Consider the following 21412-nt stretch of genomic DNA (forward strand, 5'->3'; position numbering starts at 1 on the left):
GCGGACCCCCACGCGGCCCCGGCCGTCGGCGCCCCCGCCTCACCCTGCCCGGGGAGGTCCCCGGCGGGCGCGACCGCACCCGACTCGACCGGGGCGGAACGGGGAACGGCGGGCGCGCCGGCTCCGCCCACGTCCCCCGCCCCCGCCGCCGCTGCCGCTGCCAGGTCGACGATGTCGATCACGTGATCGGGCCCGCGGAACACTCCGTCGCGGGTGTTCACTTCGGCGGTCGAGCCGTCGTCGAGGGCGGTGAGCCGAATCTCCATCGAGCCGTCCGAACTGGTGGCCGCGGTGGTCGTCATGCCCGGCCGCCAGGTGGCGAGCGCGTCGCCGAGCAGGCGCAGGAACAACTGGAAGGCGAGCGGATCGAGTTCGCCCAGCCGGGACAGCCGCACCGGCCCGCCCGTGACGAGACGCTCCCGCGCCTGCCGGATCTCCCCCGCCTGCCGGGCGGCGATCTCGGCGAGCCTGCGCTTCGCCTCGCCCCGGTCGGCGACCTTGCGCGGCTTGCCCCGCCGTTCGTAACTGCCCGTACGGCGCAGCTGAGGGCTGATCCGCAGCGGCCGCGCCTCGCTCCAAGGGGTCGAGGCGGGCTCCGGCGAGGCGGCCCGCTCGGCGAGGGTGTCGGCGTCGACGGTGAGATGCCGGGAGGAGTGCAGCCCGAACGCCACCCGCCACAGCCGGTGCCTCGCCGCGTCGTCCGGCGCCTGGGCGAACCATCGCGCCAGCGTGCGGAAGTCGGCCGAACGGTCGGAACGCCCGGCCCGCCGCTCGTTCAACTGCCGTACCACGGCCAGCAGCTGCGGAATGGACCCGAGCGCCCGCCCGCGCAGCAGCCTGGCCTGCGACTCACGCCCCTCCCCCGACACGAACCACTGCCCGAGCCCGGACCAGCGGTCGGCCCACTTCTCGTACGCCGCCGCCTCCGCGTGCTCGGCGTCCTCGGGAGCCGCGTCGGCGGCCTCGCGGGCGGCGGCGAGCCGCAGCAACGGCCCGACCCGGCCCTGCCCCTCGAGTTCGCCGATCAGCAGGGCGATCCGCCCGCCGACGGTGATGAGGTCCTGGATGAACCGCTCCAGGTACTGGATCAGCCGGTCCTTGTACGCGAGGAACGCCTCGACCTCGATGTCGTGCAGATCGATGGTGCGCTGGAGCGACCCCATGAAGGCGCGGGCGTTGTCCGCGAGGTCACCGAACCGTGTCGTCAGCACGGACAGCGCGACGTACGCCTTGGCCGGGTCGGGCTCTTCCTCCGCGGCGATCACCAGGAGCGCCCGCAGCTGCGTGACGATGTCGTGCAGCGCGACCGCCTGAAGTTCGCCGCGTCGCCCCAGCACCTCGTCGTACGTCCCGAGCGCCGCCTCGGCCGCCTCACCGGCGCGGGTGAGCTGGTAGATGAACCGCCTGCGGTAGAAGTCCTCGACCGCCGTCACCCGCGCGTGGTCGGGATCGGCCCGCAGATTGCCCCAGCCGACGAGGCTGTCCAGCGCCTTCACGACCGCCTCGACATCGGCGGGCCGGCTTCCGGCATCCAGGGCGGCATACACGTCCTCCGGCCGCAGATGCACCGCGAACCGCTCCTTGGCGACGAGGAACGCGCGCATCACCTGCCGGTAGAGGGCGGCGTTGGGGACGGTGAGGTGGGCGAAGGGTGCGTAGTCGGCGGGCCGGTCGGTCGGGGGCACCGGAGAGGTCTGAGACGTCATCGTGGGTCTATTCTTCCGGACCGGTGGCCGCTCCCGTGCACGGTGTCCGATATTCGGCGGCCCGACCCGCCCGTGCACCTGCTGCGGCCCAGAACCCGCCAAGCACAGCAGGTAGGCGTCCCAGGGCCGAGGAGTCCCGCCGGATGTACGTCACCAGCCACTGCGACGTCGTACACGTCCCCGGGCGGAAGCTGTTCGGCACTCTCGTGGCCAGGGGATACGGCGGCACGCCGGGGCGGCCGTCGAGTACGACGGCGTTTCACCGAAATCCGTACTAGAATCTGTACAAAATCAAGACTCTATTGGGTACGGTGACAGCATGGAGATCCCGAAGGTCGTGACCGTCAGCGACGCGCGCGCGCGACTGTCACGGATCCTGACCGACCTGTCGGAGTGCGGCGCGGATGCCGACCCGGTCCTGATCGGCGCCCACCGCAAACCCCAAGGCGTCCTCCTGTCCGTCGAGGCCTTCGAGGCACTGAGCGGCCGAGCGGCACGGCGCGCGGCCGTCGCCTCGGCCACCGGCTCCATCGAGGCCGAGGGGCTCCACAGCTCCGAGGCCTCCGACCGCGACACCGAGGCGTACGTGAAGGGCGACCTCGACGCGGACACCCTTGTCGCCCGCGCGGTCGCCCGCCACCGACAGACTTCGGAGCGGCGGGCAGGGTGAACGATCCGTACGCCATGCCCAACGGCGTGCTGCGCAACAAGCTCGGCATCACCGACCGTGAGCCGCTCGATGCAGCGGAGGCGGACATCACTCGGGCACGCCTCGTCATGCTCTCCGAACGCCCCCTGCCCGGCGCGTACGACCTCGGCCATCTCCAGGCGTTCCATGCCGCGATCTTCGGCGACATCCATCCGTGGGCAGGCGAGTTACGCACTGTGAACATCGCCAAGCGCACACCGTTCTGCCCGGTTACGACCTGAACTGGTCGGGCATGGACCCGCAGCGCAACGAGGACGCCTCGGTGAAGAGTTTCCTCGGCGACAACAGACTGTTGTCGCAGGTACTCGATGAACTCATCACCACCCCGGGATGACGGCCTCCGCCTTCCCTGCCGGGCAGGCACGTGTCAGGCCGACGCCTCAGCCCGTCCAGCGCGGCCGGCATCGCGAGGCCTACAGCCGCAACAGCTGACAGATCGCGGGCCCGTTGCCTTTCGTTTCAGTCGCTCAGTCGCCCGTCCCTGATGGCCGAAACGAAGGAACTCCAGCCAGCAGTCGGGAACACGAGCACCGGCCCGTGCGGAGCCTTGCTGTCCCGCACCGGGACGGCAGCGGCGATATCGTCGGAGACCTCGACGCAAGCACCACCATCCGAATTGCTGTACGAGCTCTTGCGCCACGTCACGACGCTCGGGTCGATGGATCGCACGGTACTTCCTCCAACATGCGCAGGACGATCTTCCGCGACTCGGCCGGGGACAACGCCAGGTCACGCACTGCATCGTAAGCACCTTGCAGCTTCTCAACCGCCGCGCTGTCTTCGATCAGGTCGCCACGGTGTGCGTTCTCCGTGTACGCCACCGTACGTCCGTGCGGCAGACGTAGGAACCACACGTCAGTGCTGTCGAGCCCGTAAGGACCAGCGCTGAACGGAAGCACCTGAACGGCAACGTTCCGACGCTCCGCCATGTCAGCCAGGTGCTCCAACTGTCCGCGCCACTCGGAGGTGTCCAGCAACGCCGTCCGCAACACCGCTTCGGAAAGGATGGTCCGGAACCGGGGCGCATCCTCCCCCTCCAGCAGCTCCCGCCGCCCCATCCGCGCCTCCACCTGCTGCTCAAGCTCCTTCCCCTTGAGCCCGCCCGCCGCCAGTACCTCCCGCGCGTACCCCGGCGTCTGCAACAGCCCCGGCAGCACGCTCACCGCGAAGTGCCACAGGCTCACCGCCTCCGCCTCCAGGGCCATGTACCGCCGGTACCGCTCGCGGAACTGTGTGTGGTCCCCGGCGGCCACCTCCCACAGCGCCAGCAGCAGGCCCGGCGTCCCGTAGTGCGTGTCGAGCGCCTGGACGACCTCCGGGCTGCCGAGCGTCTCGCCCTTCTCCATCTTGCCGAACAACGACCAGTCCCAGCCCAGCCGTTCGCCGAGCGCCCGCAGGCTCGTCCCGCTCCCCGCCCGTAACGTCCGCAGCTCCTCGGCGAACCGCTGACGGGGCTCCTGGCTGCGGCCGGTGATGACGCGTCGCTGCGGCATACCGCTGCTCCCTCCGGGACGTTCACGTGACCGATGTGGAACGTGTGGAACCACCTCCGCGCGACGGGGAAGCACCTCCCCGTCCACGCCCTGATCGCCCACATCCAGCCGCATCCTCGTAACGGCCGGACTACGCAGCGTAATTCAGCCCGCGCAGCCCGGTCATGGAATCCGCGGAACCCCACCGCACCGCCCACCACACCGACGAGGACACATGGCCCCCACCGCTCACGCTCCCCGCCCTCCCCACACCCCCAAGGTCCAGGAGGCGGTCGATGCCCGCGACGCCCTCGCCGTCGCACTCACCCAGGCCGGCATCCAGCTCCCGGCGATGGACATCCGCACCCCCTGGGCCGACGACCGCAAGGCCGACGCCCAGTACGCGCTCGTCCACCTCGGCGTGTGCTCGGCACCCGTCGCACACCTGCTCGCGGACGTGATCACGAAGGGGATCGCCAGGTGACGCAGGACGCCGGCGGGACGCCCACCGTCGCCGCCGTCGGCGTGGCCGTCCACGACAGCGCCCACGACCGCGTCGGACGCGTCATGGGTCACGAGGGTTCGTACGTCCAGGTCCGCCCGCTCGCCGGGGGCCGCGAGTGGGACGCCGAGCCGGGCCACCTCCGCCCCCTCACCCAGGACGAGCTGCTGAGCGCCCTCGTCGCCGAGGTGAACGCCCGGAGCAGACAGCCCCGATGACGGAGTCACTCCCCGTCCGGAGCCGCACGCCAGTGACCCGCCCGCCGCCCCTCTCCGCCCCGCCCCGTCCCGGCCGGCTCCGTACCGATCCCCTCCCCCGTACAACACCTCCAGAAAGGGAACTCCCATGACCGTCACGCTCGACGCCCCTCCCGCATCCGCACCAGGGACCCGAAGGAGCTGCTCAACGCCGTCCTGCCGCGCGTCAGGCACCTGACCGTCAACGTCCTCGACAGCGGCATGAGCCTGTGGGATCGCGAGGTCGCCCTGCTGCTGCGCGACCACACCATGGTCCGCGACATGGCGGAACGCGTCCTCGGCAACGCCATCATGTACACCATCGGTTGCATGGAGCGCCCCGAGGTCCACCTGGGAGTCGGGAAGCTCGTCGACATCGGCGTCCACCAGCTCATCCTCGACACACCCGTGTGGTGGGCACTGTGCGATGCGTACAACGAGGGCCGCTACAAGCACCACGCCCCGTTCATCGACCGCCGCCGCGACGGGCTCTGCCTGCGCACCGCGGACTTCCTGACGTCCATCGGGTTCGCCGTCGACGATGAGCTGTGGGCGATCGACGTCACGGATTGCTCGCCGTGCGACAACAAGGTCCCCGACAGCCACTGAACCGCACTGCGCGGCCCCCGGCCTCGATCCCGGAGGGCAGGGGCCGCCGCCCCGCAGAGAGGAAGCGTCTTGCCCGCACAGCACGACATCGCCGCCGAGACCGAGCTCTGGGACGCCTACGCGGCCTCCGCCTTCAAGGACGACGCCGAGCCGGGCTTCTGCTGGACCCAGTACGCCGGTCACGGACCCGGCCCCGAACTGCTCGGCGACCCGCGCTCCGTGCTGGAGATCGGCTGCGGCACCGGCCGCGCCCTCGCCCACCTCGCTCGGCGCGGCGTCACCGCTCACGGCGTCGACCTGTCCCCCGTCATGGTCGAGAAGACCACGGCGAAGTGGGCCGGCACCGGCGCGGCGTTCGTGTGCGCAGAGGTCCTGGAGTATCTCGGTGAGCACGAGGAGGCGTACGACGCCGTCTACTCCATCTTCGGGGCCGCCTGGTTCACCGACCCCGCCCGTCTCTTCCCGCTCGTACGCCGGCGGCTCGGGCCCGGCGGTGTCTTCGTCTTCTCGCAGCCTCCGGCCATCCCGGGCGCGTACGGACCGCAGGGCATGTACAAGGGGGGCTTCGCGGGCAAGGCCATGTTCACCTACCGCTACAGCTACCGCCCGGCGGTGTGGGAGCGCCTGCTCACCACGGCCGGTTTCACCGCGGCCGACGCGCAGGTCCTGGAGGCGCCGCACCCCGGGCACATCGGAACGCTCCTCGTCCGCGCGGTCGCCCCCTGACCGGTTCTCACGACGTGTTTCGCTCACGACCAGGAGGCGGATGTGGGGACTTGACCGAAACCGAGGACGAAGCAACCGCACAACCTCGCGGGCGCCGACGCCCTGTCCGGATCCTTCTGGGGAATGCTCTTCGGACTGATCTTCCTCATGCCGCTGTTCGGAGCGGCGATCGGCGCCGCCGCCGGCGCTCTCGGAGGCAAGCTCGCCGACGTCGGCATCGGGGACGACTTCATCGACTCCGTCAAGGCCGAGGTCAAGCCGGGAACGTCCGCTCTGTTCCCGCTGTCCCGGGACGCGGTGGTGGACCGCGCGAGGAAGGCGTTGCCGCACGGCCACGCCCCAGCTGATCCACTCCAACCTGGACGGCGTCAAGGAAGCGAAGCTCCGGGAAGTGTTCGAGGCGTGAGTGCGGGTGTTCGGGGGCGACCGGAGGGGTGACGGCGAGCGGGGGCTCCGCATCTCTGGCGGAAACCGGCGTGCGCTTCGTGATCGTGGCACCCCTGCCCGCCAGGGCGCGCTGATGCCGGGTGGCGGCCGCGATCCCTCGGGGGGTGTGCAGTGGGCGTACTGGCAGGATACGGGGATGGCGACGAATCAGCCCTGGGCAGGGGTTCATGCCGACTTGCTGGCCGCGAAGGCCCGGGTGTACGACCCGAGTGGCTTTGCCTGCTCACAGCCGGTGCCTGAACCGGAGAGTGCCGAGTACGCGGCTCATGGGTTCGCGCTCGACGGGCAGTCGGTCAGGTTCCGCGTGGCCAAGACCACCCCGACGAAGGCCGGCCAGTTCGTGACCGTGTGGCAGCGGTCCGAGGAAGGCCCGATCCGGCCCTTCGATGCCGACGACGGAGTTGATCTCTTCGTCGTCAGCAGCCGCGCCGGCGGCCACTTCGGACAGTTCGTGTTCCCCCGGGAGGTGCTGTGCCGACGCGGCATCGTGTCCCGGAACGGCCTCGGCGGGAAGCGAGGGTTCCGCGTTTATCCGCCGTGGGTGACCACGACCAACCGGCAAGCGTGCAGCACTCAGGCGTGGCAGGTGACCTACTTCCTGCAACTCGGGGAGGACGGGTCCGCCGACGTGACGCGTGCCCAAGCCCTCTACCACCCGTAGGCGCGCCCTTCGGTCCCCTGGGCCTTCCCGGCCGTGGTCACGAAGCGGGAGGCCACTCCCGGCCAGTCCTCGGCGTCGGTGGAAGAGTGGCTGGGCCGGCCAAACTCACGGCTGCCCGACGGGAGTTGATCGGGCCGGATCTCGACATCCCGGGTGTTCTCAGCGATCAGAACGATCGCGAGGGCCGCCGGCAGGGCCGCGGTGATGCGAGTCGGCGTCATGGCGATGCGACGGTCCGTGCGCTTGCCCCGACCGATTCTTCGCTCCTTCTTGGCTCATGCCATCAGCTGCCGCGTACGCAGGCGGCCCCGCTCCGGTGAGCTACGCCGTACGGGCGACCGGCACGCCGTGCGGTCCGGCCGTCGACGAAGTGAAACCGTCCGGAGGCCGCGAACTCGGTGAACACCGACTCGAAGTGACTCGAGGTGCGGGCGGAGACAGCGGGGCAGCTGAGACGCACGCGTTCTCCAGGGGCCTTGGAGCCGGTGGCACGGGCCTTGCCGGGAAGGTGTGAATGGTGGTTCACTTCTTCCATGGCCTACCGCAAGACCTCAGCCGAGCTCCGCCGGCTCGAGGCCGCCCGGGAACACCTTGTCGCGCGTGCCACCGAGGTCGTCGCCGAGGTGGGCTGGGCCCACGCCTCCGTGACCGCGGTCGCCGACGCCGCGGGGATCGCGGCCGGCTCCGTCTACCAGCACTTCCCGTCCAAGGCGGCGCTCGCCGTCGAGGTGTTCCGACGCGCCGCGGGACGGGAGGTCGACGTCCTCCGCGAGGTGCTGCGGGGCTCCGGCACCCCCGTCGAACGGCTCGCCGACGGTGTCCAGGTCTTCGCGCGGCGCGCCCTGGAGAACCGTGGACTGGCCTACGCTCTGCTCGCCGCCCCGGCCGAGCCGGCGGTCGGCGCAGAGCGCCTCGACTTCCGCCTCCGCTACCGCGGCCTGTTCGCCGAGGTCGTTCGCGAAGGCATGACGGACGGCCTCCTGCCGGCCCAGAATGCCGATGTCACCGCGGCCGCCCTCACCGGCGCGATCGGCGAGGTCCTCGTCGCGCCGCTGGGCGCACCGGAGGAGGACGACACCGGCGATCTGCTCGTAGAACTCACCGCCATGGCACTGCGCTGCGCGGGCGCCGCACCCGCTGCACCGCGCCCCCGGCCCGGTACGCCGTACCCGCTGCACCGCGCCGCTGACCCGGCCCACCACATCGGAGACGCCCATGTCCGCAACGCCCGCACCGCGCAGCCACCCCACGGCGACGACACACGAAGTGACCAACCAGCCCCCACCGCTGACCGGCCATGACGTCGCCGACGACCCGGTGCTGACCGAAGGCGTACGCCGGGAGGGCGCCGCGTGGTACCTCGACGAACTGCACCGGCTCGGTCTCCGCGCCGGCAGCGAGGAGGTGCAGCGGTGGGCCGACGAGGCCAACCGCCACGAGCCGGTGCTGCGCAGCCACGACCGCTACGGCCATCGCGTCGACGAGGTCGACTTCCACCCCTCGTACCACGCCCTGTTGGACGTGGCGATCAGCGAAGGTCTCGCCGGTGCGGCCTGGGTGGACGAGCGTCCGGGTGCCCACGTCGCGCGTGCCGCCGGGTTCATGGTGTGGAGCAGCGCCGAGGCCGGTCACGGCTGCCCCGTGTCCATGACCTACGCGGTCGTCCCGGCCCTGCGCCACGCCCCTGATCTCGCCGAGACCTACGAGCCCCTGCTCACCAGCCGCGTCTACGACCCGGGACTGCGTACCCCCGCCGGCAAGCGCGGCCTGCTGGCCGGCATGGGGATGACCGAGAAGCAGGGCGGCACCGACGTCCGCGCCAACACCACCACGGCCGCGGAGCAGCCCGACGGCAGCTGGCGGCTGCGCGGTCACAAGTGGTTCACCAGCGCCCCGATGAACGACCTGTTCCTGGTCCTCGCCCAGGCACCCGGTGGGCTCACCTGCTTCCTCGTACCGCGCGTCCTGCCCGACGGCAGCCGCAACACGTTCCGCATCCAGCGTCTGAAGGACAAGCTGGGCAACCGCTCCAACGCCAGCAGCGAGCCCGAGTTCGACGACACCGTCGCATGGCTCGTGGGCGCCGAGGGCAAGGGCGTGCGCACCATCATCGACATGGTCACCATGACCCGCCTCGACTGCGTTCTCGGCTCCGCCGCCGGAACGCGCGCCGCGCTCGCCCAAGCCGCGCACCACGTGCGCCACCGCTCCGTCTTCGGAGCCAAGCTCATCGACCAGCCGCTGATGCGCAACGTCGTCGCCGACCTCGGCCTGGAGTCCGAGGCCGCCACCACCCTCGCCCTCCGCCTGGCCGGGGCCGCCGACCGTGCCCAGCGCGGCGACGCGCAGGAGCGCGCCTTCCTCCGGCTCGCCACCGCCGTCGGCAAGTACTGGGTCTGCAAGCGCCAGCCCGCCGCCGTCGCCGAAGCACTGGAATGCCTCGGCGGCAACGGCTACGACGAGGCGTCCGGCATGCCCCGGCTCTACCGGGAGGCCCCTCTCAACGGCATCTGGGAAGGCTCAGGCAACGTCAACGCCCTCGACATGCTCCGTGCCCTGGCCCGGGAGCCCGAGTCCCTCGACGCCTTCCGCGCGGAGATCGAGTCCGCCACCGGAGCCGACCGCAGACTGGACGCGGCCTGGCGCGAGCTCCAGGCCGAACTCGTCCTGAGTGAGGACGCTCCGCTGCGGGCCCGTCGCGTCATCGAACGCGCGGCACTGGTCCTGCACGGCTCCCTGCTCGTCCGCCACGCTCCCGCCGCGGTCGCCGACGCCTTCTGCGCCTCACGGCTCGCCGGCGACCACGGCCTCGCCTTCGGCACCCTCCCGCCCCGGACGGACTTCACGGCCCTGCTCGCACGGCTGCCGGTCTGAGGCCGTCGGACGGAGCGTCAGGAACCGGGTGCGGCTGCCGCGGTCGGCGCTTCCCCTGGTCGGGCTCGCGCGCACGGGTGAGGCGGCGGGCCGGGTCACTGCGGTGCTTCAACCCGCTGCGGGATCTGTCCGGGTCGGCACGAAGACTGTTCGCCGCCGTCGACGACGGTGGCGAGCATTTCGTCGTCGCATGTTCATCACGCAGACGTGCGTGGCGCATGCCGCTCAGGGGGTGTCCCTCCGGAAAACTGACCGGTGATCGCCGGAGCCTGCGCGACGAAGTCCGCGCGGGTGGCGCGCAACCACCCGCGCGCCTGGTGGAAGGACGGGGAATGGTCACACGCAGAGGCTTCATCGACGGAATGTCGGCGGCCGGTGCCGCAACACTCCTCGGTATCACCCCGTCGGCCTCCGCCACCACGCATGCAGGCGCGGCCGTGACGGACGCGGAGCTGAAGGCCCGTGACGCGATCCGAGCGGCCAACGTCGGTATGCGGGCGAACTATGCCGCACTCAAGTCCGAACTGATCAGTCGTCTCAGTCCTGTGATCGTCGTCCAAAACGATGCCAGGGGCGGCAAGTTCACTCTCATCCATGGCGGAAGCCCACGGGAATCAGTCAACCCGGTGCCCGAGCTGTTCGAACTGGCGAAGTCGATCAGCCACGTGCCTCAGGGCATTTTCTCGATCATTGCCGCGTACTTGAGCGACAAGGTGCCGAACCTCCCCAACGCCGGTCGCATCGACCCGCACGACCTGGACATGGTCGCGTTCGAGGGGCCCCGGGCAGACGGCTGGATCGGCCCGCTCCAGCGTTACGCTGCCACGCTCCACACTGCACGCCGTCAGCTCGGGGAGGCCAATCTGCCACAGGAGCTGGAAATCTCCTGCGGGAAGATCCTCGACGAAGCACTCACGTTCATCCGTGATTCCGTGCGCAGCAAAACGTTCGACATGGCGTCGTTCGAGGAGTTCTCGGGCAGGACGTACCCCGGTATCCGCACGAACATGAAGTACGCGGCCGCGGCGCAGATCCACGGCGTGGAAGGTCTGATGCGGAAGTGGCGGGCCACGATCGGCGAGGAGGCGTGGCAGGACCTGTATACGGTCGTGCTGTCGATCTGGACGACGTCCGAGTTGAACCAGGCATCGGTCATCATCAGGCAGTGCATGAATCCGGCGAAGGTCGCCACCCACCTGATCGACCTGCCGACCGTCGAAGTTCCTCGCGACCCGATCTTCGTCGCCCTGGACAACCTCGCCCGGATCGTTCAGGACAATGTCTCGGCCGAGATGGTCTTCCCTACCGATCCGGTGGTCGCGGACGCCTTCAAGGGCAAGGAGGACTTGCTCTCCGTCGAAATCCTGCATCAGATCGGGGAGACGGCCGGGGCATGCACGGTCTCCCCCTCGACGGCGGCGTCCGCCTGTCCCATGAACAAGGAGAAGGCTCAGCCTGCCGTTTGACGTCGGCGGCTGCTCGCCGGATCACCCTTCGGGAGCGGCATACCCGGGCACCGTCGGGTCCGGGCCGCCGAGCGCCTTCGCAAACCCCGTCGCACCCGGGGCCTCGGCCATCTCGGTGATCGCCGGCACCGTACGTCTGCGGATGCAGACGTCTCGCGAGTGCACGCCGGCGGCCAGTACCGCCACGCCGTGGCCGCCCGATCGCGCGAAGTGCCCGGCGCAGGACGCCGGCGGTCTCGGGGTCGGGTTCCGGCCAGGACCGTCCCGGCCGGTCTCTCGGCGGGCACCGAGCCGCCCTCGGGCCGAGGCAGCGCGGTCTGCCGGCAGCCGACCGCGCCTGGAAACCCGCAACAGCCGCTCGCCGCGACCGGCGGACGTATGCGGCTGGCTTCGCGACGGACACGGCGGACTGCACGAGTAGGGCTGTGGTAGCTTCCGGACGCCAGTCAAACTCGTGAACGCGGCCACGCGTGCACGAGTCAGGGAATCCGGTGAGAGTCCGGAACTGACGCGCAGCGGTGAGGGTGACGGGCGGGACAGCAGCCACTGGACGACGGTCACGGCCGGGTCCGGGAAGGCGTTCCGCCGGGGTGACCCCGAGTCCGAAGACCTGCTGGCACCCGACCGTCCGCACGGGACCCCGCGTATGGGTCCTGACGTTGAGAGAGCCGACACTGTGCATCTGCCGCGTCCCGCCCGCTGTTCCGTCCTGCTCCTGACCGGGGCGCTGCTGCTCACCGCATGCGGCTCCGGCTCAGGTTCCGGCTCGTCCGGAAAGTCCGCCACCGCCGGCGCGCAGGCCGTCACGTTCGACAACTGCGGGCAGAAGGTGACGGTCAAGGCTCCGCCGAAGCGGGCCGTGTCCCTGAACCAGGGCACCAGCGAGATCCTGCTCTCCCTCGGCCTGGCCGACCGCATGGTGGGAACCGCCACCTGGACCGACCCGGTCATGAAGGGACTGGAGCAGGCCAATGCGAAGGTGCCTCGGCTCGCCGACAACCGGCCGTCGTTCGAGAAGGTCCTGGACGCCGAACCGGACTTCGTCGCCTCCTCCTTCACCTCCACCCTGGGCAAGGGCGGGGTGGCACCCCGCGAGAAGTTCGAGGAACTCGGGGTGCCGACGTACCTGTCGCCCACCGACTGCGAAGGCAAGGACAACAGCGGCGACGGTGACGGCTCACGGACGAAGCCCCTGGCCATGGACACCGTCTACCGCGAAGTGAGGGAACTGGCCCGGGTCTTCGGGGTGGAGGACCGTGGCGAGAAGCTGATCGCCCGGCTGAAGAGCCGGGTGACGAAGGCGACGTCCGGAATCCGTGCCGAGAACGCCACCGTCCTGTACTGGTTCGCGAACCAGGAGTCCCCCTACATGGCGGGCTGCTGCGGCGCCCCCGGCATCATCACGAACGCGCTCGGCGCGAAGAACGTCTTCGACGACAGCACGCAGGAATGGCCCCAGATCAACTGGGAGACCGTAGCCGACCGCAACCCCGACGTACTCGTCATCGGTGATCTCACCCGCAAGTCGCAGACGGCCGAGACCGCCGCGAAGAAGATCGCGTTCCTGGAGTCGAACCCGGCGACCAGGAACATGGAGGCGGTGAAGAAGAAGAGGTACGTGCTGCTCAGCGGGCAGGCCATGAACCCGACGATCCGTACCGTCGAGGGTGTGGAGAAGGTGGCCGCGGCGCTGCGCGCGTACGGGCTCGCCGGATGACCACCGTCCTGCCGTCTCCCCGAGCCCGCCCGCTGCTGGTCGCCGCCGGTGTCCTGCGCGGTGCGGCCGGCCTGGGCGCCGGGCTGGCCGTGCTCGCCGCGTCCGTCGCCGTGGCCATCACCATCGGCCCGGCGGACATCGGCGTGGGCGACGCCTGGTCCGTGGTCGCCTCCCACCTGGGCTGGGGCACGACAGAGCTGACTCCCATCCGGGACGGCATCGTCTGGAACCTGCGGCTGCCGCGCACCCTGCTCGCCGCGGTGTGCGGCGCCGGGCTCGCCGTGTGCGGCGCGGTGATGCAGTCGTTGCTGCGCAACCCTCTCGCCGACCCCTTCGTCCTGGGTGTCTCCTCGGGGGCGTCGACCGGCGCCGTCGTCGTGGTCGTCCTGGGCGTCGGTGGCGGTGTCCTGTCCGTCTCCGGTGGCGCGTTCGTGGGCGCGGTCGGCTCGTTCGCGCTGGTGCTGCTGCTCAGCCACACGCTCGGCGGGGCGACGGACCGGGTGGTGCTGTCCGGTGTGGCCGCGATGCAGCTGTTCTCCGCCCTGACCTCGTTCGTGGTGATGACGGCGGCCGACGCGGAGACCACCCGCGGTGTGCTGTTCTGGCTGCTCGGATCGCTCAGCGGGGCCGACTGGACCGACGTGGGGCTGTGTCTGGCCGTCCTGGGACTGGCCCTGGTGGTGTGCCTGGGATACGCGCGCACGCTGGACGCCTTCGCCTTCGGCCAGGATTCCGCGGCGACGCTCGGGGTCTCGGTCGCCCGGACCCGGCTGGTGCTGCTGTGCGTGACCGCGCTGCTGACCGCCGCGCTGGTCAGCTCGGCGGGCGCGATCGGCTTCGTCGGCCTGGTCCTGCCGCACGCCGCACGCGCTCTCGTCGGCCCGGGGCACGCCCGGCTGCTGCCGGTCACCGCGCTCGCGGGGGCGGTGTTCCTGGTCTGGGCCGACACTCTGGCCCGTACCGTCCTCGATCCCCAGGAGGTGCCGGTGGGCGTGGTGACCTCGCTGGTCGGCGTCCCGGCGTTCGTCCTGGTCCTGTACCGCACGAGGAGGATGCGATGACGACCGGCACCGAGCGGCGGGACGACGGCGCCCGGCCGCCCCGCCCCGATCAGCCGACCGCAGGGCAGACGACCGCAGAGCAGACGGCCGCAGAGCGGACGGCCGCAGGGCAGACGGCCGCCGTAGACGCACCCGCCGGAGTGTCGCCCGCCGAGCCGCCCACCCTCGCCGCCGACCGCGTGAGCCGCACCGCCGACGGGCGGTTGATCCTCGACGGCGTGAGCCTCACCCCCCGGCCCGGCTCCGTGACCGGGTTGCTCGGCCCCAACGGCTCGGGGAAGTCGACGCTGCTGCGGCTGCTGTCCGGCGTCCTCTCCCCCGCCTCCGGCGTCGTCACCCTCGACGGGCGTCCACTCGGCGACTGGGGCCGCCGCGCCGTGGCCCGGCGCGTGGCCGTCGTCGAGCAGCATGCCGACACCCTCGTCGAACTGACGGTTCTCGATGTCGTACGCCTCGGCCGTATCCCGCACCGCCACGCCTGGACCCCCGCGACCGCGGCGGACGAGGAGGCCGTAGGCACCGCCCTGGAGCGCACCGGCCTCACCGACCGCGCGGACCAGCCCTGGCACACGCTCTCCGGCGGCGAGCGCCAGCGCGTGCAGATCGCCCGTGCCCTGGCTCAGGAGCCGCGCGAGTTGCTCCTGGACGAACCGACCAACCACCTCGACATCCAGCACCAGCTCGACCTGCTGAACCTGGTCGCCGAGCTGCCCGTCACCAGCGTCGTCGCCCTGCACGACCTGAATCTGGCGGCCATGTACTGCGACCAGGTCGTCGTGCTCCGGCAGGGCCGGGTGGTCGTTGCCGGTGCTCCGGGCAGCACGCTGACCGAGTCCCTGATCTCCGATGTCTACGGCGTGCGCGCCGCGGTCACCCGCCCCGGCCCCGGCGACCGGCCGCACATCCGCTTCCTGGGCACGCCGGCCGGGAACTGACCGTGGCCGACAGCGGAACGACGGAGCCCGCGTGGAGCGCGTGGTCCGCCTCACCTTCCGCACGCGGAAGGTGGCCCACCGGGCCGATGTCCGGCCCCGTGAGCCGGCCTGCGCAGCCGGTTCGCCCCGCCACCACCGGAGCCACCCCCGCGAACCCTGCCGAAACCACAGATCGAACGCCCTTCGGATGCGACGATGACGCGCCCTCGCTCGTGCCTCACCGCGGAGATCCGTGGTTGGCACCGTGCACCGCGCCGGGGTCACGGGGCAGCAGACCGACCGCGAGGACGGGGACGACGGCAAGGGCCAGCCAGGGGACGGCGGGTGGGAGGCCCAGGTCGAGGAGGGCGCCGGTCGCCGAGCTGCCTGCGAGGACGATCAGACCGGAGACGGAGGACAGTGCCCCGGTGTAGAGGCCGAGACGCCCGTCCTCGGCAAGGTCGGGTACCCAGGCTCGAGCGGTGGGGACGACCAGCATCTGGCCGAGCGTGAGCAGGACGACGTACCCCGCGGCGGGCAGCAGCCCGACGAGTCCTGTCCACTGAGCCGGACGTGCGACGGCCACGACCGTGAAACCGGCCGCGACCAGCAGCAGCCCGGCGGCCATGGAGCGGCGCAGGCCGAGCCTGTCGGCCGCCCAGCCGGTCACCGGGAGCTGGGCACACACGACCAGCAGGGAGGACAGGGCGAACAGCCACGACAAGGACGCCTGGGAGCCGGTCACACGCTCCACCTCTTCCGGCAGGGCGAGGTAGAGCTGGTTGTAGGCGAGCAGGTAGGCGCCGTACGCGCAGCACAGCGCGAGGAAACGGCGGTTGCGCAGCATCGCGCGGATCCCGCCCCGCTCCCGGATGCGGACCCGGCCGGGGATGTGCTGCGGCATCAGCCGCGCGTGCCCGGCGAGGACGAGGACGAAGACTCCGGCCCCGGCGAAGCACGCGGTACGGAAGTCCACGGCCAGCAGCAGACCGCCGAGCAGCGGTCCGACGAAGGCACCCGCCTGGCCGGCCGCGCTGAACAGGGCCAGCACCCGGGTGCGCGGGCCGTGGCCCTCCTCCTCCCAGACCACCGCCTGCCGGGCCGCCTCGGACTCCACAGCCGGTGAGAACAGGGCGGCGGCGAAGCCGATCAGCAGCACCGCGCCGATCACGGCCCAGGTTGCCGCCGCGCAGCCCAGCCAGGCGAACCCGGCGATCCGCAGCACGCAGCCGATCAGGACGACCGGGCGTACGCCGTAGCGGTCCACGAGCCATCCGCCGACCACGAACAGGCCCTGCTGGCTGAAGGTCCGCAGGCCGAGGACGAAGCCGACCAGCCAGCCGGCCATGCCGATCGCGGTGCCCAGGTGCTCGGCCAGGAACGGCAGCACGGCGAAGAAGCCGATGTTGAAGGCCAGCTGGGTCAGGATCAGGAGACGCAGCAGCGGTGACAGGTGCTTCCAGATCCGCCGGCGCGGGGGCTTGGGAGTCCGGGCGGCCCGACGGGGCAGGACGCGGGAGATCATGTCGGTCATCGTGCTCCCGTCAGTCCGCGGGCGGTGTCAGGACGGACGTACGCGGTGGCTCCGGCACGCTCGGCGCCGGCTCGGTCGGGGGTTTCGCGGGCGCCGCGGGAGGTTGCGACGCCTCCTTCTTCGGCCGGGGCACGCCTGCTGCCCCGACAGCCTTCGGCCGGGGTGATCCCCGTCTCGCCGCGCTCGCCGCCGTGACCGCGAGCGCGCCCAGGAGGGCGAGGACGGCGGCCGGGGCGAGGACGGCCCAGGGGGCGCGTTCGACGTACGGCTGGTTCTCGGCGAGCAGCAGGCCCCACTCGGGGGACGGCGGCTGAGTGCCCAGGCCGAGGAAGCCGAGGGCGGCCAGCGACAGGGCGATGCCCGGAAGCCGGAGCAGGGCGTGGCGGGTGACGGGCGGCAGGACGGCCGGAAGCAGTACGCGGGTGAGGACGTACCGGGGACCGGCACCGAGGGAGCGGGTGGCGGCCAGGTAGGTGGCGGCGCGCTCCTGTTGGAGCAGGGCCGAGACGTGGGTGGCCAGCGGTGACCAGGCGACGGCGGCCACGGCGAGCGCGGGAGTCCAGGGGCCGCTGCCTGCGACACCGGTGACGAGGAGGCCGGCCAGTACGGGCGGCACGGCGTTGACGGTGTCGACCACGGGCCCGGACAGCCGGGGCAGCAGCCCGAGCAGCACCCCGGTCACGAGGGCGGCGGCGCTCACCGCGAGGGCGATGCCGAGGGTCGTCAGGGCGCCGTGCGAGATACGGGCCAGGATGTCCCGTCCGAGCGCGTCGGTGCCGAACGGGTGGGTCGGGGAAGGGGCTTGGAGGCGGGCGCCGGTGTTCAGGGCGAGCGGGTCGCGCGGCAGGCCGACGCCGATGACGACGACGAGCAGCGTCCCGTACAGCAGGGGCGGCGTCCGCGGCGCGGGCGGTGCGGGCCGGTGCAGGGAGAGCAGGGCGCCGTCGCGCAGCGCGGGTCCGATCAGCAGCCGGGCACAGAGCCGGGCCAGGGTGCCGGCGGCGGCCGCGAGCAGTACCAGGCTGAGCGTGCCGGTCTGCAGGACGGGCAGATCCTGGGCGAGGGCGGCGCGCAGGGTGAGCCGGCCCAGGCCGGGTATGTCGAAGATCTGCTCGACGGCGACCGAGCCGCCGGTCAGGCCGACGACGAACAGTCCGAGGTTGGGCAGGAGTCCCGGCACGCAGCTCCGCAGGGCATGCCGCGCCACGGCGTGCGGCGGGATGCCTCGTGCGGCGGCGGCCACCGCCCATGGCGCGGTGAGCGCGCCGGGCAGCAGATCGTCCAGCATCCGCCCCAGGAGCGCGCCGGCGGGCAGCCCGAGGGCGAGCGAGGGCAGCACCATCCACTGCGGGCCGTACCAGCCCAGGGCGGGAAGCCAGCCCAACTGCACACCGATCACGGAGGCGAGTACGGCGGCGATGAGGAACTCCGGCAGCGCGGCCAGTGCCGCCGTCGCGGTGCCGCCGGGCGTGCGCTCGCCGAGTCTGCGCCGTGAACCGAGCCACAGGGTGCGGGCGGACACCGCGGCGGCCGTGCCCGCGGCGACCGCGAGGGAGCCGGCCATCAGCAGGAGCGAGACGCCGAGGGCCTCCGTCACGGACGGCAGGACGTCGGTACCGGAGATCCAGGACCGGCCCGCGTCCCCGTGCAGCAGCCCGCCGAGCCAGCGTGCGAGCAGGGCCGGCGGGCCTTCGTCCAGGCCGAGTTCGTCGCGTACGGCGGCCAGTGCCTCGGGGCTGGAGTCTTGCTCCGTCGAGCGGGCCTTGAGCACGGTCAGCGCGGGGTCGGTGCGCGAGAGCCACGGCAGCAGACCGATCCCGCACACCAGGGCCGCCGCGAGCAGGGCCCGCCACAGGAGCGTGGGCCCGCCGCTCCGTGCGAGGGCGCGCAGAGCGGCGGGCAGGGCGGCCGTGCCGCCCCGGGGGCCGTCGGAGATGCCGTTCAGCGCCGGGTCCCCGTCCCGACGAACTGCCGCTCGTACGGGTCGAGCAGCGTGCCCTGCACGGAGGCGCCGATGCCGGTGGCGACCTTCAGGTGTACGAGCGGAACGACCGCGTCGGTGCCGAGGACAGCCGCCTCCGCCTTCATGGCGGCGTCCTGCCGCTTGGCGGGGTCGGTCACGGCCTGGGCGTCCGCGACGACACTGTCGATCCTCTTGTCGCACAGCAACGACAGGTTGAAGTTCCCCTCGCAGGTGAAGTCGCTGCCGAGGACGGTGACGGGGTCGCCGGTGTCGAGCATCATGTTGCGGGAGGCGACGGCGGCGTCGAACTTGCCTGCGAGCAGGTCGCTTTCGAGGCGCGCGTACTCACGCACCTCCAGTTCCACCGTGAACCCGGCCTTCTCGAGCTGCTGTTGCAGCACCTGGGCGGTCTCCGCGAGCTCGGGCCGGCCGGTGTAGGTGGCGATGGTGATGCTCTTCGCGCCGGGATCGGTGGCCTCGGCCCGCCCGGTGGGCTCGATCCGCTTGCCCGCCGCCCAGTTCAGGGCGGGGCCGTAGATGCCCCGGGCGGCCTCGGCGTGGCCCTCGTAGACGTCCTTGGCGATGACGGAGGTGTCGATCGCCTCGCGCGCGGCGGCGCGCAGTCCCGCGTCGGTGAAGACGCCGGACTTGGTGTTGAGGTACAGGCTGGTGTTGCGGGGGGTGTTCGTCTCGTGGACGGTGCCCTTGTCCAGGGACGCGATCTGGGCCACGGGAAGGACCTCGGCGATGTCCGTCTGGCCGGTCCGCAGGGCGTTGGCGCGGGCGGTGCCGTCGGCGACGAACGTGGCGTCGATGCCCGGGGCCTGGGCGCGACCGCCCCAGTAGTCGTCGAAGCGGTCCAGGGCGGCCGCCGTGTCGCCGGTGATCCTGGTGAGCGCGAAGGGGCCGGTGGCGGTGCCGACCGGGCTCACGGCGCCCTTCTTCTCGTACGCCTTCGGTGAGAACACCGCCAGATTCGGGCTGGACATGCGCAGGGGCAGCACCGGGTCGGCCGCGCCGGTGCCGATCCGCACCCGGTCGTCGCCCACCGCCTCGGCGGTCAGCTCGACGCCGACGAGGGCGGTGGGGGCGGGTTCGGCTTCGGCGGCGTGCGTGAGGGCGGAGGCGACGGCCTGCGCGGTGAGCTCGGTGCCGTCCTGGAACTTCGCGTCCCGCAGCGTGAACAGCCAGCTGCGGCCGCCCTGCTCACTGGTCCACGACTCGGCCAGAGCGGGGACCGCGGTGCCGTTGGCGTCCAGCTTGGTCAGCCCCTCGGAGACCCCCAGTCGAGACAGGTGGAAGGCGTCCTGGCTGTACGGGGAGAAGTTCCGCGTCGGAGTGAACGCGAGCGCCACCCGCAGCCGGCTGCCGTCGCCGGAGCCGGCGGAGTCAGAGGACGAGCCGTCGCCGCCGGAGGCGAAACAGCCGGTGAGGAGCGGGGTAAGGAGCAGGCCGGCTATCAGGTGGCGGCGGGGTCTTCTCATGGCTCTCGCTCGTGTCTTCCGGTAGTACCGATCAAGGGAATAACGGAGAGTACATGAAAATCGTTTCCAGTTAAACCAGTGGGATCTCGAAGTGCAGAATCCCCTGCCCACCGCCGGGCTCCTCGGCCCGCTCGTCGCACACCAGCTTCCCCAGCGACCGCCACAGGGCCTCCGCCCCCGGGGACGTCGGAGAGGTGTGCAGGCAGACCGACCGGTAGCCACCGTCGGCCTTCGCGAACGCCACCAGCTCGGCGACCATGCGCCGGGCCAGCCCGTGCCGCCGATGCTCGGGGCGCACGCACACCCGTCGCAGCTGGGCGGTCTCGCCCGAGGGGTAACGCTCGGCCAGCCGACGCGGGTTGGGCGGGTGCTCGAGCCCGCGCCCGTCCAGTGCCGCCGTGGCGGCCACCGTCCCGTCCCGCTCGTCGACGGCCACCAGCAGCGTGTGCCGGGGCGGGGCGAGGTAGAAACGTTCCGGGTCGATGATGTCGGCGTGCCATCGGGGCACGTAGCCCGTACCGAAGTCCCGGTAGACGGCGTCCAGCATCACGGTCCGGGCGCCATCGAGGTCATCCGCGGTCGCGGTTCTGATGCAATATTCAAGCACTTGCACATCATAGGCAAGAGCCGTCGAGAGCATGTCGACGGCGGGCCGGGCCGCACCTGCCCGGCCCGCCGCAGCGGACCTTGGGGCACGCCGCTGAGGCGCCCCACGGACGTACAGGCCCCCGCCCGAGCGAGCCGGCCCAGGACGCGCGTCAACGGCTCCTGTTGATGTGCGGCGGATTCGCGGCCTGCGACATGGTGTTCCCGATCCACCTCGCCCGCCGCCGCTACGGCCCGAACCGGGCAGGCGACCGACTCGCCGGAGCACACACCGCGGGCGCAGACTGACAGTGGGTCGTGATGCCCTGGAGGCTGTTTCGGGGCCGATCCGAGAGGAGCGCCTCATGCATCCCATGGCTGTCGCCGGCGCCGCGGCCGGCCGGCTCGCCCACTACGCGGTTTCGGGAGTCGTGGGCGGCCTGATCATCCGTGGGCTCTCCAAGCGGCTGCCGGACGGCACGTCGGCGGCCCGCAAGGCCGTGGTGGGAGGGGTCGCCGGCGGTATCGTCGCCGGGCGCCGGCTCTCCTCGGCCGCCGAGGAGGCCCGGCTCAAGGCCGGTGACGTGCTCGCCGAGGCCCGTACGGCCCTGGGGGAGGAGGCCCCGCCGCCGTCCGCCGTCAAGGTCGGGGACCACGAGCACGAGCACTGACCTTGTCCCACGTCACCGTACGCTCGCTCGCCGCAGGCCGGGTGAGGCTGACCGTTCCGTGGGTGCGGGAGCGCC

21 protein-coding genes, 2 pseudogenes and 1 riboswitch are annotated in these 21412 nt (G+C 71.8%); of the genes and pseudogenes, 15 read left to right on the plus strand and 8 right to left on the minus strand.

All coding sequences use genetic code 11. The annotated features are described in order from the left end of the window. Nucleotides 1-1706, minus strand: a 1706-nt coding sequence (locus tag AB0903_RS21780) for a TIGR02677 family protein (protein ID WP_366705182.1), incomplete at its 3' end; no start/stop codon positions are given. A 319-nt stretch (nucleotides 1707-2025) separates the two neighbouring features. Between AB0903_RS21780 and AB0903_RS21785 the strand changes: the two genes are divergently transcribed. Next, nucleotides 2026-2376, plus strand: coding sequence for a type II toxin-antitoxin system Phd/YefM family antitoxin (locus AB0903_RS21785; protein ID WP_366705184.1), 351 nt, complete (start codon nucleotides 2026-2028; stop codon nucleotides 2374-2376). Then, nucleotides 2373-2636, plus strand: coding sequence for a hypothetical protein (locus AB0903_RS21790; protein WP_366705186.1), 264 nt, complete (start codon nucleotides 2373-2375; stop codon nucleotides 2634-2636). The genes AB0903_RS21785 and AB0903_RS21790 overlap by 4 nt, the downstream gene beginning before the upstream one ends. Before the next feature lie 238 nt (nucleotides 2637-2874). On the opposite strand, the gene AB0903_RS21795 is transcribed toward AB0903_RS21790, so the two are convergent. Both AB0903_RS21795 and AB0903_RS21800 read right to left on the minus strand, forming a co-directional pair. Beyond that, the gene (locus tag AB0903_RS21795) at nucleotides 2875-3084 is read right to left on the minus strand and encodes a DUF397 domain-containing protein (protein ID WP_366705188.1); all 210 of its coding nucleotides are present in this window, start codon (nucleotides 3082-3084) and stop codon (nucleotides 2875-2877) included. Further along, nucleotides 3057-3908: a helix-turn-helix transcriptional regulator gene (locus tag AB0903_RS21800; RefSeq protein ID WP_366705190.1), complete on the minus strand. Its 852-nt coding sequence runs from the start codon at nucleotides 3906-3908 to the stop codon at nucleotides 3057-3059. Before AB0903_RS21800 ends, AB0903_RS21795 begins: the two co-directional genes overlap by 28 nt. Nucleotides 3909-4122: 214 nt before the next feature. Between AB0903_RS21800 and AB0903_RS21805 the strand changes: the two genes are divergently transcribed. The 6 genes and pseudogenes from AB0903_RS21805 (at nucleotide 4123) to AB0903_RS21830 (ending at nucleotide 7068) form a co-directional block, all read left to right on the plus strand. Next, nucleotides 4123-4371 carry a hypothetical protein gene (locus tag AB0903_RS21805; protein WP_366705192.1) on the plus strand — a complete coding sequence of 83 codons (249 nt, stop codon included), beginning with the start codon at nucleotides 4123-4125 and terminating at the stop codon, nucleotides 4369-4371. Nucleotides 4372-4412: 41 nt separating this feature from the next. Then, nucleotides 4413-4607, plus strand: coding sequence for a hypothetical protein (locus AB0903_RS21810; RefSeq protein WP_366705299.1), 195 nt, complete (start codon nucleotides 4413-4415; stop codon nucleotides 4605-4607). 127 nt (nucleotides 4608-4734) lie between these two features. Continuing rightward, nucleotides 4735-5234: pseudogene (locus tag AB0903_RS21815) on the plus strand (hypothetical protein). Between the two features lie 69 nt (nucleotides 5235-5303). Then, entirely contained in the window at nucleotides 5304-5960 is a 657-nt protein-coding gene (locus tag AB0903_RS21820; RefSeq protein ID WP_366705194.1) for a class I SAM-dependent methyltransferase, read from the plus strand. A gap of 123 nt (nucleotides 5961-6083) precedes the next feature. Continuing rightward, nucleotides 6084-6398: a DUF1269 domain-containing protein gene (locus AB0903_RS21825; protein WP_366705196.1), complete on the plus strand. Its 315-nt coding sequence runs from the start codon at nucleotides 6084-6086 to the stop codon at nucleotides 6396-6398. 145 nt (nucleotides 6399-6543) lie between these two features. Further along, entirely contained in the window at nucleotides 6544-7068 is a 525-nt protein-coding gene (locus AB0903_RS21830) for a MepB family protein (RefSeq protein ID WP_366705198.1), read from the plus strand. On the opposite strand, the gene AB0903_RS21835 is transcribed toward AB0903_RS21830, so the two are convergent. Continuing rightward, on the minus strand, nucleotides 7056-7289 hold the full coding sequence (locus AB0903_RS21835) for a hypothetical protein (protein ID WP_366705200.1): 234 nt from the start codon (nucleotides 7287-7289) through the stop codon (nucleotides 7056-7058). The two genes, AB0903_RS21830 and AB0903_RS21835, sit on opposite strands and share 13 nt — an antisense overlap. Before the next feature lie 312 nt (nucleotides 7290-7601). On the opposite strand from AB0903_RS21835, the pseudogene AB0903_RS21840 reads away from it, so the two are divergent. From AB0903_RS21840 to AB0903_RS21865, 6 genes and pseudogenes are all read left to right on the plus strand, one after another. Then, nucleotides 7602-8207, plus strand: a pseudogene (locus AB0903_RS21840) (TetR/AcrR family transcriptional regulator); the annotation flags it as partial. 76 nt (nucleotides 8208-8283) lie between these two features. Continuing rightward, nucleotides 8284-9942 carry an acyl-CoA dehydrogenase family protein gene (locus tag AB0903_RS21845; protein WP_366705202.1) on the plus strand — a complete coding sequence of 553 codons (1659 nt, stop codon included), beginning with the start codon at nucleotides 8284-8286 and terminating at the stop codon, nucleotides 9940-9942. Between the two features lie 218 nt (nucleotides 9943-10160). Then, complete coding sequence (locus AB0903_RS21850) at nucleotides 10161-11408, plus strand: hypothetical protein (RefSeq protein WP_366705204.1); 1248 nt, start codon at nucleotides 10161-10163, stop codon at nucleotides 11406-11408. A 426-nt stretch (nucleotides 11409-11834) separates the two neighbouring features. Further along, nucleotides 11835-12041, plus strand: a riboswitch (cobalamin riboswitch). Nucleotides 12042-12054: 13 nt separating this feature from the next. After that, on the plus strand, nucleotides 12055-13125 hold the full coding sequence (locus AB0903_RS21855; RefSeq protein WP_366705206.1) for an ABC transporter substrate-binding protein: 1071 nt from the start codon (nucleotides 12055-12057) through the stop codon (nucleotides 13123-13125). Then, entirely contained in the window at nucleotides 13122-14186 is a 1065-nt protein-coding gene (locus AB0903_RS21860; protein ID WP_366705208.1) for an iron chelate uptake ABC transporter family permease subunit, read from the plus strand. Before AB0903_RS21855 ends, AB0903_RS21860 begins: the two co-directional genes overlap by 4 nt. Then, the gene (locus AB0903_RS21865; RefSeq protein WP_366705210.1) at nucleotides 14183-15121 is read left to right on the plus strand and encodes an ABC transporter ATP-binding protein; all 939 of its coding nucleotides are present in this window, start codon (nucleotides 14183-14185) and stop codon (nucleotides 15119-15121) included. Before AB0903_RS21860 ends, AB0903_RS21865 begins: the two co-directional genes overlap by 4 nt. Before the next feature lie 217 nt (nucleotides 15122-15338). On the opposite strand, the gene AB0903_RS21870 is transcribed toward AB0903_RS21865, so the two are convergent. The 4 genes from AB0903_RS21870 to AB0903_RS21885 form a co-directional block, all read right to left on the minus strand. Continuing rightward, nucleotides 15339-16634, minus strand: coding sequence for an MFS transporter (locus tag AB0903_RS21870; RefSeq protein ID WP_366705212.1), 1296 nt, complete (start codon nucleotides 16632-16634; stop codon nucleotides 15339-15341). A gap of 10 nt (nucleotides 16635-16644) precedes the next feature. Next, a complete protein-coding gene (locus AB0903_RS21875) occupies nucleotides 16645-18459 on the minus strand; it encodes an ABC transporter permease subunit (protein WP_366705214.1) in 1815 nt (604 codons plus the stop codon). Nucleotides 18460-18575: 116 nt separating this feature from the next. Then, the gene (locus AB0903_RS21880) at nucleotides 18576-20081 is read right to left on the minus strand and encodes an ABC transporter substrate-binding protein (RefSeq protein WP_366705216.1); all 1506 of its coding nucleotides are present in this window, start codon (nucleotides 20079-20081) and stop codon (nucleotides 18576-18578) included. Between the two features lie 70 nt (nucleotides 20082-20151). Continuing rightward, nucleotides 20152-20688, minus strand: a complete 537-nt coding sequence (locus tag AB0903_RS21885; protein WP_366705218.1) for a GNAT family N-acetyltransferase — start codon at nucleotides 20686-20688, stop codon at nucleotides 20152-20154. Nucleotides 20689-21031: 343 nt separating this feature from the next. On the opposite strand from AB0903_RS21885, the gene AB0903_RS21890 reads away from it, so the two are divergent. Beyond that, entirely contained in the window at nucleotides 21032-21337 is a 306-nt protein-coding gene (locus AB0903_RS21890) for a DUF1490 family protein (protein WP_366705220.1), read from the plus strand. Nucleotides 21338-21412 lie beyond the last annotated feature (75 nt).

Origin of the sequence: Streptomyces sp. NPDC048389 (assembly GCF_040706335.1) — a bacterium.
Lineage (GTDB): Bacteria > Actinomycetota > Actinomycetes > Streptomycetales > Streptomycetaceae > Streptomyces.

What these genes read in the sequence shown, in the direction of transcription:
- AB0903_RS21805 (WP_366705192.1), top strand. Translation starts at nt 4,123, where the DNA reads ATGGCCCCCACCGCTCACGCTCCCCGCCCTCCCCACACCCCCAAGGTC.
- AB0903_RS21855 (WP_366705206.1), top strand. Translation starts at nt 12,055, where the DNA reads ATGGGTCCTGACGTTGAGAGAGCCGACACTGTGCATCTGCCGCGTCCC.
- AB0903_RS21850 (WP_366705204.1), top strand. Translation starts at nt 10,161, where the DNA reads ATGCCGCTCAGGGGGTGTCCCTCCGGAAAACTGACCGGTGATCGCCGG.
- AB0903_RS21830 (WP_366705198.1), top strand. Translation starts at nt 6,544, where the DNA reads ATGGCGACGAATCAGCCCTGGGCAGGGGTTCATGCCGACTTGCTGGCC.
- AB0903_RS21845 (WP_366705202.1), top strand. Translation starts at nt 8,284, where the DNA reads ATGTCCGCAACGCCCGCACCGCGCAGCCACCCCACGGCGACGACACAC.
- AB0903_RS21825 (WP_366705196.1), top strand. Translation starts at nt 6,084, where the DNA reads ATGCTCTTCGGACTGATCTTCCTCATGCCGCTGTTCGGAGCGGCGATC.
- AB0903_RS21835 (WP_366705200.1), bottom strand. Translation starts at nt 7,289, where the DNA reads ATGACGCCGACTCGCATCACCGCGGCCCTGCCGGCGGCCCTCGCGATC.
- AB0903_RS21890 (WP_366705220.1), top strand. Translation starts at nt 21,032, where the DNA reads ATGCATCCCATGGCTGTCGCCGGCGCCGCGGCCGGCCGGCTCGCCCAC.
- AB0903_RS21865 (WP_366705210.1), top strand. Translation starts at nt 14,183, where the DNA reads ATGACGACCGGCACCGAGCGGCGGGACGACGGCGCCCGGCCGCCCCGC.
- AB0903_RS21880 (WP_366705216.1), bottom strand. Translation starts at nt 20,081, where the DNA reads ATGAGAAGACCCCGCCGCCACCTGATAGCCGGCCTGCTCCTTACCCCG.
- AB0903_RS21860 (WP_366705208.1), top strand. Translation starts at nt 13,122, where the DNA reads ATGACCACCGTCCTGCCGTCTCCCCGAGCCCGCCCGCTGCTGGTCGCC.
- AB0903_RS21870 (WP_366705212.1), bottom strand. Translation starts at nt 16,634, where the DNA reads ATGACCGACATGATCTCCCGCGTCCTGCCCCGTCGGGCCGCCCGGACT.
- AB0903_RS21785 (WP_366705184.1), top strand. Translation starts at nt 2,026, where the DNA reads ATGGAGATCCCGAAGGTCGTGACCGTCAGCGACGCGCGCGCGCGACTG.
- AB0903_RS21800 (WP_366705190.1), bottom strand. Translation starts at nt 3,908, where the DNA reads ATGCCGCAGCGACGCGTCATCACCGGCCGCAGCCAGGAGCCCCGTCAG.